The organism is Paucibacter sp. KBW04 (assembly GCF_003852425.1).
Lineage (GTDB): Bacteria > Pseudomonadota > Gammaproteobacteria > Burkholderiales > Burkholderiaceae_C > Paucibacter_A.
Window position 1 is genome coordinate 111549 of the sequence record NZ_QAJN01000001.1, and the last position, 12771, is coordinate 124319.

The window sequence follows — 12771 nt, forward strand, 5'->3', positions numbered from 1 at the left end:
CCATGAGCGGCCAGCCTCCGGCTCATATCGTCATCGTCGGCGGTGGCACGGCGGGCTGGATGGCCGCCAATCTGCTGGCCAGGCGCTGGGGCGGGCCGCAGAGGCCGCGCTGCAAGATCAGCGTGCTGGAGTCGGCCGAGATCGGCATCATCGGCGTGGGCGAGGGCTCCACGCCTTTTCTGCGCCAGTTCTTCCAGCTGCTGGGAGTTGCCGAGCATGAATGGATGCCTGCCTGCAATGCCACCTACAAGAGCGGCATCCGCTTCCCCGACTGGTCTACGGTGCCGGGCTATGAGAGCTATGTTCACCCTTTCTTCAACGAGCAGGATCGGGTCACCGGAACTGAGTTCTTCCTCAACGCCTGCCTGCGCCGACGCGGCGCCGCGGCCGATGCCAACCCGCAGGACTTCTTCATCGCCGCCGCGCTGGCCCGCGCTTGCAAGGCACCGGTCTTGCCGCCCGACCCCCAGGGCCGACCGCAGCTGCAGACCGACTACGCCTATCACTTCGACGCCGCTCTGCTGGGCCAGTTCCTGCGTCGCCATGCCCTGAGCCTTGGGGTCGTGCACAAGGTGGATACGGTGTTAGGCGTGCAGCTGGCCGAGAACGGTGACATCGCCAGCCTGCAGCTGCAAGGCGGTGCGCAACTGGCGGGCGACTTCTTCATCGACTGCAGCGGCTTCAAAGGCCTCTTGATCAACGAGGCCCTGGGCGAGCCCTTCATTTCCTACAAAGACAATCTCTTCAACGACCGCGCGATTGCTTTGCCCACGGCCCTGAACCCGGCCGCCGATATCCCGTCCGAAACCGTCTCGCGCGCGCTGCGCCATGGTTGGGCCTGGCAGATCCCCTTGAGCAGCCGCTATGGCAATGGCTATGTCTACGCCTCCGACTTCGTCAGCGATGAAGAAGCCGAGCTGGAGCTGCGCCGCCTGCTGGGCCCGGCCGCCGAACACAGCGAAGCGAGACGCCTGAAGATGCGTGTCGGCCGGGTGGAGCGGCACTGGCGCAATAACTGCTTGGCCCTGGGGCTCTCGCAAGGCTTTATCGAGCCCCTGGAGGCCACGGCCTTGATGCTGATCCAGCTGAGCTTGTTCAACTTTATGGAGCTGTTTGAGCGCGCTGGTTTTGGGCGTCAGCAGCAGGGCTTGTTCAATCAGCGCATCAACAAAATGTTCGAAGGCGTGCGCGACTATGTGGTGGCGCATTACCACCTCAATACCCGACGCGATAGCGATTACTGGCGCGCCAATCGTGCCCATCACCATATCTCCAATCGTCTGGCCAGCATTCTGGAGGTCTGGGACGGCGGCGGCGATTTCGAGGCCGAGCTGAGCCGTCACGGCGACGCCCTGATGTATCTACGCCCCTCCTGGTATTGCTTGCTGGCCGGCATGGGCCGCTTCCCGGCCGAGCTGCGTCCGCTTGATAGACCTCGCTTGAGTGGCGCCCAAGCGCGGGCGGCGACCGAGGCCTTGGTGCGTGAGCAATTCCCCAGCCACCGCCAGCAGCTGGTGGCCTTGGCCGAGGCTTAAACCGCCCGACTCGGCAATGCCAGCCTGACCTCGAAGCCGCCCAGCGGGTGGTTGCGAAAACGAATACTGCCCTGGTGATCGGCGACGATATCGCGCACGATGGACAGGCCCAGGCCCAGGCCGTCTTTGCGCAGCCGGGTGCCATGGTCCAGCCGGGTGTAGGGCTGGCCCAGCTGATTCAAGGCGCTCTCGGGCACGCCGGGCCCGTGGTCGCGTACGGTGAGCAAGACCTGACCCTCTTCCTCGCTGCCGGGCTCGCCCTCGCACATGCTCAGCTCGGCCTTGTTTTGCCCCACCCCATTGCCGTAGAACATGGCGTTGTCCAGCAGATTGCCCAAGGCCCGCTTGAGCGCCAAGGGCTTGCCGAAGACGGTCAAGGGCTTGTCGTTGAGCTCGATGTGCTGGCCGGCCATGCGGGCGTCGCGCACCATTTTCTGCAGCACCAGATCGATGCGTACCGGCACGCGGTTCTCGTGGATGTCGGTGTCCTTGACGATTTGCAAGGCGGTCTTGACCATCATGTCCAGCTCGTCCAGGTCCTCGTGGAACTCGTCTTGCACGGCGGTGTCGTCCAGCAGCTCGCTGCGCAGGCGCAGGCGGGTGATGGGGGTGCGCAAATCATGCGAGATGGAGGCGAACAGGCGTTCTCGGTCGCTCAGGTAACGGCGGATGCGCTCCTGCATCTCGTTGAAGGCCTGGATGGCCCGCCTCACCTCCGAGGTGCCGCTGACCAGCAAGGGCTTGGGCGCGGTGCGCCGGCCCACCAAGGCCGCGGCGCGGCTCAGGCCGCGCAGCGGGCGGGTGAGGGTGCGGGCCGCGATCACGGTCAGCACCAGGGCCAGGCCCAGGGTCATCAGCTGAGGGGCCAGGCGTTGCCAGGTGAAGAACTCCAGCTGTTCCAGAAAATAGGGGTCGGGCATGGCGCTGGTGAGGTAGATCCACTGGCCCGGTTCGGTCTCGGCCTGCACGACCAGAAAAGGCGCGGGGCGTTCACTGCTCAGCAAAGAGGGGTCCACCCAGCTGTCGGGCAGCTCGGCCAGCAGGGCGCCGCTGGGGCCGACCTTCAGCCCTTGGGGCGAGGCCAGATTGACGCTTAGCTTGGTGCCGGGGGCCAGTTGGGCGCTCAGCTCGCGCTGCACAATGCCTTCGACCGAGCGCGCCAGCGGCAGGCCGACCAGGCCCTGGGTGGGCACTTGCGCGTTATTGAGAAAAACCAGAAAGCGGGTGCCGCCCATGGTGCGCAGCTGCTCGATCACCAGCGGCCGGTAGGCCACCGGCAGCTCGCGCAAGGCCCGCAATGCGCCCAGTACGCCGGTCGCCACATGGTGGGCCGCCAGCTCGGCCTGGTGGCGGGTGCGTTGCTCGATCTGCCGGTACCAGAGCAGATTGACCAGCAGCTGCACCACCAGCAAGCCACCCAGCATGGCCAGGGTGAAGCGGCCTTGCAGGCTGTCAAACCAGAAGGCCAGGGAGGGGCGGCGCCAGGTCTTGGTCGCGCTGCCCTGCGCTGCCTCAAAGGGCATGACTGGCGCTCACCGTGGTGGCGAATACATAGCCCGAACCCCGCACGGTCTTGATCAGGGCGGGCTGCTTGCCATCGTCTTGCAGGCGCTGGCGCAGGCGGCTGACCTGCACGTCCAGCGAGCGGTCCAGCGGGCCCAGATCGCGGCCGCGCGTGACCTCGGCCAAGCGGCTGCGGTCCAGCACCTCGCCGGGGTGTTCCACCAGCAGCTTGAGCAGCTGGAAGTCCATGCCGGACAGGGCCGAGGCCTCACCGTCGGGGGCGATCAGGCTGCGCTCCAGAACGTCCAGGCAAAAGCCGTTGAAGCGGAAGTAGCGCGGGCTTTGCGTGCGCTCCTGGCCCGAGCGGCGGTGGATGGCCTTGATGCGGGCCAGCAGCTCGCGCGGGTTGAAGGGCTTGCCGATGTAGTCGTCGGCGCCCAGCTCCAGGCCCACGATGCGGTCGGTTTCCTCGGCGCTGGCGGTCAGCATGATGACGGGCACGTCGGAGCGGCGACGCACCGACTGGCACAGGGCGAAGCCCTCGGTGTCGGGCAGCATGACGTCCAGAATGCACAGACTGATGATGTCTTTGTGGCGCTCGAACTCGGCCAGGAAGCTGGCGCCGTCGTGGGCCAGCAGCACCTCGTACTGGTTCTTCTCGAGGTAAGTCTTGAGCAGGCTGCGGATCTTCTGGTCATCGTCGACGATGAGGATGGTCCGGTTCATGATGAGGCGGCTTTCGTGGAATGGGTGGCTTTGTTGGGGCTCAGCGCCCGCAGCAAGCCTTGCAGCTTGCGTTGTGCCGCGGCGGGCGTTTGATTGGGGTCGAGGGCGAAGCGGTGCACCGTCTCGATGATGGCGTTCTTGCCCACCTCACCAAAAGCCATACGGTGGACCAGGCTGGGCACGCGCGGCGTGCCGGGGTTGGCGAAGAGGCGGAAGGACTGCTGGGCGCAGGCGTCCAGCTCATCGACAGGCACATCGCGCCGCACCGGCACCGAGCCCTTGATGCGGTTGTAGCCCAGTTGCAAGGCGGCGCCGCCCAGCAGCTCGGCCATTTTTTCTTGATCGGCCTGGGCGGCGGCATTGCCGGCCAGCATGGCCAGGGTGTCGATGCTGTAGAGATGGGCCTGGGCCGAGCCTGGCACGGCCTTGCAGTCAAAGTCGCGCCCGCCCTCCAGGCCCAAGGTGCCCAGCTCACCGCGTGCCCAGTCGCCCATGATGAGCATGGCCGAACGCTCGCCGGCGAAGTCGGCCACCAGCTCGGTCCAGGGTCGCTCGCCCACCGTCTGGCCGCTGGCATTGTTCGGTAGCGAAAGATTTCGCCAGGCCCGCAGGCGTTTGAAGGCGCGCTCCAGCGCGGGGTCGTCAAAGGCCTGCACATCCTGCTGCACCATCATGCGGCGGTAGAGCGCGGGCCCGGCCTCGCCCAGCAACAAGGCCTCGAACACCGTCGCCACCTGCCAGGGCTCGTCGCTGAAGGCCACCGGCGTCACACCGGCCGCGCGCAGGGCTACGGCGGCCTTCTCCAGCCCGGCCCAGTCGCTAGGCAACTCGATCTTCAGGCGGCGAAACAGCGCCTTGTTGAGGTAGAGGTTGTTGATGCGATGGATGCCCATGGGCGCGGCGACCACATGCTCGCGCACCGTGACTTGCTCGATCACCTGCGGGAACATGGTGCGCGCCCAGCCGCGGCGTTGCGCCACACCGTCGAGTTCAAGCAGCAGGCCCATGCCGGCCCATTCACTCATCGACTGCCCATTGAGTTGGGCCACCTTGGGCCCCATGCGGCGCAGGGTGCGCTCGTTCAGCACCTTGATGGCCGCACCGCCACCGCCGCCCGCCACCGCGCCGTCCACCCAGCGCAAGCCCACCTCGGCCATGCGCGCGGCCACATGGTCGGCGGCTGCGCGTTCGCTGGCCGAGGTCCACCAGTGCAGGACATTGAGTTCGCCATTGCCTTCGCCGCTCGCGTTCGCCGAGGCGGTCGATGCGGCTGCCCCGCCTGCGCCCGTGGGCGCGGCCTGGGCCGTGGAGGTGCCCAGCACACCCAGGGTGAGAACGGCGAGAGCAGACATGGATTGAATCTTGCCCTGTGCCCATCCTCCGCCGCCTTTGGATTTGTTGGACTTTGGTGAGGTTGTGTAAGTCACGGGAGCGCCTGAAGAAGCTTTGCGCGGATTCTCGGGGTCAGCGGTGGCTGCTGGCGATTGGGGGTTTCGCTCGACCCTGGCGAGGCTTGCGGCCAAGTCATGGGAGAGACTGGCCTGCGGGCCCCTGAGGCCAAGGTTAAGAAAGGTAACACGATGCCTGCACGCCACAGCTTCGCCGCGCTTCTGCGCCGGGCGAGGGGGCTGGCGTCGGGCGGGAACTGGGCTAATCTGCGCGCACAGATGCGTTGCAAAACGCGTCAGGGCGTTGGCCAGGATGGGGTGCAGGGCATGCAAGGCCTTGGCACGGCGTCGAGCCTTCGCTTGGGAATCTCAAGCTCCTCGTTCCAGCGCGGGCGGTCTCAACACCAATGCGGGACCGCTCGCGACTCTTTCAGCTTCGGAGCAGGCGTTTGCGAACTCAGACGGCCTTGCTGAGAGGCCGCAGCAGGCGACTCAATGCAACGGCGATCAGCAGGCCCAAGGCCATCCCCAAGCTGTCGGCCCCCAGATCGGCCCATTCGCAAGAGCGACCCGGCACAAAGAACTGAATCAACTCGATGGCGCCGCCGTAGGCAAGCAGGCTCAGCGGCAGCCCCAGCAGTCTTTGCTTGAGCGTGCGCAAAGACCAGAAGCCACAAAAGGCCAGCGAGGCAAAAGCCAGCAGGTGATTGGCCTTGTCCCAGCCGGTGTCCAAGCCCTTGGGTGGGGCGGGGCTGAGCGCCAGATAGCTGATGATGAAGAACAGCAGCAGGCCGATCCAGCGCCAGGCGCGGCGCGCTGCATCGCTGCTCAGCAGAGGGCGTAGAAGGCATGTCGGCATGGGCGGCACGATGTGTTGGCGCAGGCTGAGAGGGACACAGAAGCGACAAAGCCCAGACCTTGCGGACTGGGCTTTGCGTTTTTTGTTTTGGTGCCGGAGAGATGAATCGAACACCCGACCTTCTCATTACGAATGAGCTGCTCTACCGACTGAGCTACACCGGCATCAAGCCCGCTACTATAGCAGGAATTTTCTGGGCTAAGAAAATCAGGTGACGGGCGCCTGGTGGATTCAGTGCAGATCGCCGATCTTCTAGCGCAACAGGCCTTGCCCTGGCGCGAGTCCAGAACAAGGCCTGTCGGCGTTGTCGCTTGAAAGCGGGGCGGGCTGATCTCAGCCCAGGTGATAGGCGGTGACGCGCTCGACCTCGTTCTTGGAGCCCAGCACCACGGCCACGCGCTCATGCAGCTGCGTGGGTTGCATCTCCATGATGCGTTGACGCGCGTTGGTGGCGGCGCCACCGGCCTGCTCGACCAGGAAGGCCATGGGGTTGGCCTCATACATCAGGCGCAGCTTGCCGGCTTTGTTCGGCTCGCGCTTGTCCCAGGGGTACATAAAGACGCCGCCACGGGTCAGGATGCGATGCACATCGGCCACCATGGAGGCGATCCAGCGCATATTGAAATCCTTGCCGCGCACGCCCGTGCTGCCTTCCAGGCATTCGTCGATATAGCGCTTCATCGGGGCATCCCAGTGGCGCATATTCGACATATTGATGGCGAACTCCTTGGTGTCCTCGGGGATCTTGACCTCGTCCTCGGTCAAGACAAAAGAGCCTTGCTCGCGGTCCAGGGTGAACATCACCACGCCGTCGCCCACGGTCAGCACCAGCGTTGTTTGCGGGCCGTAGACGCAGTAGCCGGCGGCGGCTTGTTGGGTGCCGGGCTGCAGGAAGTCGGCCTCGCTGACGCCGGCCGAGCCCTCGGGCTTTTTCAAGACCGAGAAGATGGTGCCGATCGACACATTGACGTCGATATTGGAGGAGCCGTCCAGGGGGTCGAACATCAAGAGGTATTCGCCCTGGGGGAAGCGGTTGGGCACGACGTAAATGCCTTCCATTTCCTCCGAGGCCATGGCCGCCAGATGGCCGCCCCACTCATTGGCTTCGATCAGAACCTCGTTGGCGATGATGTCCAGTTTCTTCTGGACCTCGCCTTGCACGTTCTCGCTGCCGGCCGTGCCCAGCACCTCGCCGAGCGCACCCTTGTTGACGCTGATGGCGATGCGCTTGCAGGCGCGCGCCACCACCTCGATCAACAAGCGCAGTTCCTGCGGGATATGGCCGTGCTGGCGCTGTTGTTCGATCAGATACTGAGTCAGGCTGATGCGTCGGGTCATGATGCTTGGGATTTCAAAGTTGCGAATTTTTTTACGCGTCCACGGCCGGTGCCGAGGCCAGGGCTCGCGTGATGATCTCGCGCACATCGCCCGACAGCTCGGCCTTGGCGGCCACGCGGCGGATGGCCAGCAGGGCGGCGCTGCGATAGGGCTCGGCCAGGGTGTTCCAGCGGTCCATCACGCGGGCTAGGCGGCCGGCCACCTGTGGGTTGATGGCGTCCAGGGCCAAGACCTGTTCGGCCCAGAACACATAGCCGGCGGCATCGGCGCGGTGGAAGGCGGCCGGGTTGAACATGCACAGCGAGAAGATCAGGCTGCGCGCACGGTTGGGGTTCTTGAGCGTGAAGTCGGGGTGCTGCAGGAGCTGGCGCACACGGGCAAAGGTGCGGCCGTCCTTCTCCGGCGTGCGACCTTGCAGGGCGAACCATTTGTCGATCACCAAGGCGTCGTCCTTGAACAGCTCATGGAAGCGGGCCAGCGCCGGCTCGGCCAGCTCGGCATGGGCACCGACCAGGGCCGACAAGGCGCCCAGGCGCTCGGTCATATTGCCGGCGTCCTTGAAGCGCTGGTAGGCGCGGCCAGGCCAGACGGTGTCGCCCGTGCTTTGCGCGTCCAGCACCAGCATACTCAGGGCCAGATTGGCCAGGGCGCGCTTGCCCGAGGAGACCGGGTCGGGCGTGTAGCCGCCCTGGATCTGATTGGCTTCAAATGCGGTGATCCAGTCCTCGCGCAGGGCGGCGGCCAGCTGCACCTGGGCGGCTTCCACCGCGGCGTGGATGGCTTGCGGGTCCACCACCTCCAGCTGCTCGGCGATATAGGCCTCGCCCGGCAGGGTCAGGGCGATTTCCTTGAAGGCAGAATCCAGCAGCGGGTGGCGCAAGACGGCGCGCACCGCGTCCAGATAGGCGGCGTCCAGTTGCAGGGCTTGACCGCTGCGCACTGCGGCCAGGATGCGGTTCAGGGCCAGGCGTTGGCCGGCTTCCCAGCGGTTGAAGGCGTCCACATCGTGTTGCAGCAGCACCAGCAATTGCGCGTCGCTCAGTCCGTCGTCCAGTACCACTGGGGCGGAGAAGCCGCGCAGCAGGGAGGGCACGGGCTCGCTCGTCAAATTGACGAAGGCGAAGCTCTGCTGCGCTTCCTCCAACACCAGCACCTGCTCGTTCGACACCTCGGCCGAGCCTTGCAGCTGCAAAGGCAAGACCTGACCCTCTTGGCTCAAGAGGCCCAGGGCGACCGGGATCACCTGGGGCAGCTTGTGCTCTTGGCCCGGGGTGGCGGGGTTGTGTTGGGTTAGCGTCAGGGAGTAGGTCTGAGCCGCAGCGTCGTAGACACCACGGGCTTGCAAGCGCGGCGTGCCGGCCTGCGAGTACCAGCGCTTGAAGGCGTCCAGGCGCACGCTCAGGGCGGAGCCGGGGTTGGCGTCGGCGATCGCCTGGGCGAAATCGTCGCAGGTCACGGCCTGGCCGTCATGGCGCTCGAAGTACAAGCTCATGCCCTTCTCGAAGCCGGCGCGGCCGACCAGGGTCTGGTACATACGCACCACTTCCGAGCCCTTGTCATAGACGGTGGCGGTGTAGAAGTTGTTGATTTCGGAGTAACTGTCGGGGCGCACCGGGTGGGCCATGGCGCCCGAGTCCTCAGGGAACTGGGCGGCGCGCAGCTGGCGCACATCGGCGATGCGGCAGACGGCGCGGGCGCTGGGCGAGCCGGCCATGTCCATGCTGAATTCTTGGTCGCGGAAGACGGTCAGGCCTTCTTTGAGCGAGAGCTGGAACCAGTCGCGGCAGGTGACGCGGTTGCCGGTCCAGTTGTGGAAATACTCATGCGCGACGATGGACTCGATGCGGTTGAAGTCCGCGTCGGTCGCTGTGGCCGGCGAAGCCAGTAGGGCCGAGGTGTTGAAGATATTGAGGCCCTTGTTCTCCATCGCGCCCATATTGAAGTCGGACACGCCGACCACCATGAATCGTTCCAGATCCAGCGGCAGCTTGAAGCGCGCCTCGTCCCAGACCATGGAGGCGATCAGGGAGTTCATCGCGTGTTCGGTCTTTTCCAGATCGCCACGGCGCACATAGACCTGCAAGAGATGGTCCTTGCCCGCGCGGGTGCGCACGCGCTGCTCGCGCGCTACCAGATCGCCCGCCACCAGGGCGAACAAATAGCTGGGCTTGGGGAAGGGGTCATGCCATTTGGCGAAGTGACGGTTGGCGTCCAAGTCGCCAGCCTCCAGCAGATTGCCATTGCTCAGCAGAACCGGGTACTTGGCCTTGTCGGCGCGCAGGGTGACGGTGTAGACGGCCATCACATCCGGGCGGTCCAGGAAGTAGGTGATGCGGCGGAAGCCCTCGGCCTCGCACTGGGTGAAGAAGCTGCCGCCCGAGGTGTAGAGGCCGCTCAGCGTGGTGTTCTTCTCCGGCGCGCAGGTGTTGCGCAATTCGAGCGCAAAGTCGGCATCGGGCGCGTTGTCGATGATCAGCTCAGCGCCTTCCTGGCGGAAGGACACGCTCTCACCATTGATCAAGCAGCGCAGCAGGTTCAGGTCCTCGCCATGCAAGCGCAAGGCGCCATGGGCGACGGCGCTGTTGCGCTCGATCTGCATCTTGGCCGTGACCAGGGTCTTGGCCGGGTCCAGATCAAAGGTCAAATCAACGGTGCGAATCCAAAACGCGGGCGCTTGGTAGTCTTCGCGGCGAATCAGAGTGACAGAGCCTTCACGCATGGCGGGCATCCTTGGGATGTTGAAAAATGACGGCGCCGAAAATTTCGGCGCCGTGGTTGAGTGGGTCGCGCCCGGGCCTTTGGTGGCCTCAGACGCCCTGTTTCAAGCTGGCCGAGATAAAGGCATCTAGATCACCATCCAAGACCTTCTGCGTGGCGGAGGTCTCGTAATTGGTGCGCAGATCCTTGATGCGGCTTTGGTCCAGCACATAGCTGCGAATCTGGTGACCCCAGCCCACATCGGTCTTGGTGTCTTCCAGCTTTTGCTGCTCTTCGGCGCGCTTGCGCATCTCGTGGTCGTACAGACGCGAGCGCAGGCGCTTCCAAGCCACATCGCGGTTGCTGTGCTGGCTGCGGCCATCCTGGCATTGCACCACGATACCGGTCGGAATATGCGTTAGACGCACGGCCGAATCGGTCTTGTTGATGTGCTGGCCACCAGCGCCGGAGGCGCGGAAGGTGTCGGTACGCACATCGGCCGGGTTGATGTCGATCTCGATCGAGTCATCGATTTCCGGGTAGACAAACAGCGAGGCAAAGCTGGTGTGGCGGCCGCCGGACGAATCGAAAGGGCTCTTGCGCACCAGGCGGTGCACGCCGGTTTCGGTGCGCAGCAGGCCGAAGGCGTACTCGCCTTCCACCTTGATGGTGGCGCTCTTGATGCCGGCCACGTCACCCGCGGTCTCGTCTTCCAGCGTGGCGGTGAAGCCCTTGCGCTCGCAATACTTCAGGTACTGGCGCAGCAGCATGCTGGCCCAGTCGCAGGCCTCGGTGCCACCGGCGCCGGCCTGGATGTCGATAAAGCAGTTGCTGGGGTCGGCCGGGTTGTTGAACATGCGGCGGAATTCCAGCTGTTCAACGATTTCCAAGAGCTTGGCGGCATCGCCCTCGATGGCTTCGAGTCCATCGAAGTCCTGCTCTTCCTTGACCATCTCGTACAGCTCGGTGCTGTCGGCCAGATTGCTGGTGAGGTGGTCGATGGTGCTGACCACGTTTTCCAGCGTGCGCTTTTCTTTACCCAGTTCCTGGGCGCGCTTGGGTTCGTTCCAGACGCTGGGGTTCTCCAGCGCGGCATTGACTTCGTTCAGTCGCAGTGCTTTGCGATCGTAGTCAAAGATACCCCCTTAGCGCGTCAGTACGCGCTGTCAGGTCGGCCAAGGTGGTGCCGATGGTGTTGATGCGTTCGATGTCCATGAGGATCCTGCTGCTTTTTGCTTCGTGTTCCGGTGCGCGGGGCGGCTTCGCTTGCGCGCGCGGGCAATTCGGCATTTTTACATGAGCTGGGCCTGGGCCGGCATTCGGTGCGCGGGCCGCAGGCCTGGGCGCGGCTGGCTGCGTGGAATCCCGCACTGATTGGCGCGGGCTTGCTGCGCCGGGATGGTGCACACTGCGGCCATGGACATGCCCGATTACGACGCCCTGAACCAGCGCAGCCAGCAAGCGGCGACGGCGCGTTCGGCCTATTGGCGCCGCACCCGGCGCCTGACCGCGGCCTTGTTGCTGGCTTGGTTCCTGATCAGCTTTGTGCTGATCTATTTCGCACGCCAGCTCTCGTTTGACTTTTTTGGCTGGCCCTTTGGCTTCTGGGTCGCCTCGCAAGGGGCTTTGGCCGTGTTCTGCCTGATCGTGGCTTATTACGCCTGGGCCATGCGGCGCCTGGACGAGCAGGCGCGGGCGGATAGCAAGAACGGCTAGTCAGCCAGAAAGTCTTCCAGGATGCGTGCCAGCGCCTCCGGCTGGTCGTGGTGCAGCATATGGCCGGCTTCTTCCAGCACCTCGCGGCGCAGCTGGGGCACGAGGGCGATGCGTTCCTCAAAATCGGCGCGCGGGTAGCGATCGCCAAACCAGCGCAGCACGGCCGTGCTCTTGCCCTCGACCCAGAGCGTAGGCGCGGCGATGCGCGACCAGCAAGCCATCACCTCGGCACGCCGGTAGAGCACCGGATTGGTCCGTTTGTGGGCAGGGTCGCCGAGGATTTGCCATTCCAGGCCCCCGTCTGGCCGCACCACCTTGCGTGACCAGTGCGGGGCCAGCCAGGCCGCCTTGTCGTGGGTGAGCCGCGGATTGGTCTTGATCAGGCGCTGGGCCACGGCTTGCAGGCTGGTGTAGGGCTTGAGCTGGGGGGGCTCTTTCAGCTCGTCCAGCCAAGTGGTTAGGCGTTCGGGTGCCAGATCGGGCGCGGCATCGGGCAGGCCAAAGCCCTCCAGATTGATCAGGCGGCGGATGCGCTGGGGGCGCAGGCCGGCGTAATTCATCACCACATTGCCGCCCATGCTGTGGCCCAAGAGGTCTACCGGCGCGTCGGGGCTGATCTGATCCAACAAGGCGTCCAGATCGCCCAGATAGTCGGGGAACCAGTAGCTGTCGGCCCCGCTGCTATCGCTCAAGCCGAAGCCGCGCCAGTCCATGGCGATGATGCGGCGTTGGCTTGTCAGGGCATCCACCACGAACTGGAAGGAGGCGCCGACGTCCATCCAACCGTGCAGCAGCACCAGTGGGGGCTGGCTGGCGCTGCCAGGGCTGTCTTCGCCCCAGCGCAGCAGATGGTGGCGCAGACCCCGCAGGCTGATGAACTGGCTGCAGTGGCTGCGGCGCGCCAGATAGGGCTTGTTGGGGCTGGGCTCGATGGGCGTGGGGCTGTTCATGTCGCGCAATATAGGGGCTTGCGGCCGCTGCGGCTGTCGGCCAAGCGACAAGCTTCAGC

At 65.0% G+C, this 12771-nt stretch carries 10 protein-coding genes and 1 tRNA gene; 2 read left to right on the forward strand and 9 right to left on the reverse strand.

What is annotated here, in order from left to right:
- Window positions 1-2 precede the first annotated feature (2 nt).
- Window positions 3-1535 (forward strand): tryptophan halogenase family protein, encoded by a 1533-nt coding sequence (locus DBR47_RS00440; RefSeq protein WP_197046785.1) that lies wholly within the window; start codon window positions 3-5, stop codon window positions 1533-1535.
- On the opposite strand, the gene DBR47_RS00445 is transcribed toward DBR47_RS00440, so the two are convergent.
- From DBR47_RS00445 to prfB, 8 genes are all read right to left on the reverse strand, one after another.
- The gene (locus tag DBR47_RS00445; protein WP_124446039.1) at window positions 1532-3058 is read right to left on the reverse strand and encodes an ATP-binding protein; all 1527 of its coding nucleotides are present in this window, start codon (window positions 3056-3058) and stop codon (window positions 1532-1534) included. The genes DBR47_RS00440 and DBR47_RS00445 overlap by 4 nt on opposite strands.
- The gene (locus DBR47_RS00450; protein ID WP_124446040.1) at window positions 3048-3764 is read right to left on the reverse strand and encodes a response regulator; all 717 of its coding nucleotides are present in this window, start codon (window positions 3762-3764) and stop codon (window positions 3048-3050) included. The genes DBR47_RS00445 and DBR47_RS00450 overlap by 11 nt, the downstream gene beginning before the upstream one ends.
- Window positions 3761-5116 carry an ABC transporter substrate-binding protein gene (locus DBR47_RS00455; RefSeq protein WP_124446041.1) on the reverse strand — a complete coding sequence of 452 codons (1356 nt, stop codon included), beginning with the start codon at window positions 5114-5116 and terminating at the stop codon, window positions 3761-3763. The genes DBR47_RS00450 and DBR47_RS00455 overlap by 4 nt, the downstream gene beginning before the upstream one ends.
- A 493-nt stretch (window positions 5117-5609) precedes the next feature.
- Window positions 5610-6011, reverse strand: a complete 402-nt coding sequence (locus DBR47_RS00460) for a VanZ family protein (protein ID WP_124446042.1) — start codon at window positions 6009-6011, stop codon at window positions 5610-5612.
- Between the two features lie 88 nt (window positions 6012-6099).
- A tRNA-Thr gene (locus DBR47_RS00465) sits at window positions 6100-6175 on the reverse strand.
- 169 nt (window positions 6176-6344) lie between these two features.
- Window positions 6345-7349, reverse strand: coding sequence for a class 1 fructose-bisphosphatase (locus DBR47_RS00470; protein WP_124446043.1), 1005 nt, complete (start codon window positions 7347-7349; stop codon window positions 6345-6347).
- Window positions 7350-7380: 31 nt separating this feature from the next.
- On the reverse strand, window positions 7381-10068 hold the full coding sequence (gene pepN, locus DBR47_RS00475; protein ID WP_124446044.1) for an aminopeptidase N: 2688 nt from the start codon (window positions 10066-10068) through the stop codon (window positions 7381-7383).
- Window positions 10069-10156: 88 nt separating this feature from the next.
- Window positions 10157-11261, reverse strand: a protein-coding gene (gene prfB / locus DBR47_RS00480; RefSeq protein WP_124446045.1) for a peptide chain release factor 2 whose coding sequence is annotated in 2 segments (ribosomal slippage) — window positions 10157-11179 and window positions 11181-11261 — 1104 coding nt in all. Because the reading frame shifts where the segments join, the coding sequence is not laid out codon by codon here.
- A gap of 201 nt (window positions 11262-11462) precedes the next feature.
- Here prfB and DBR47_RS00485 point away from each other — a divergent pair.
- On the forward strand, window positions 11463-11762 hold the full coding sequence (locus DBR47_RS00485) for a DUF4212 domain-containing protein (RefSeq protein WP_370454848.1): 300 nt from the start codon (window positions 11463-11465) through the stop codon (window positions 11760-11762).
- Here the strand turns inward: DBR47_RS00485 and DBR47_RS00490 are convergent.
- Window positions 11759-12712, reverse strand: coding sequence for an alpha/beta hydrolase (locus DBR47_RS00490; protein WP_124446046.1), 954 nt, complete (start codon window positions 12710-12712; stop codon window positions 11759-11761). The genes DBR47_RS00485 and DBR47_RS00490 overlap by 4 nt on opposite strands.
- Window positions 12713-12771: the final 59 nt, after the last annotated feature.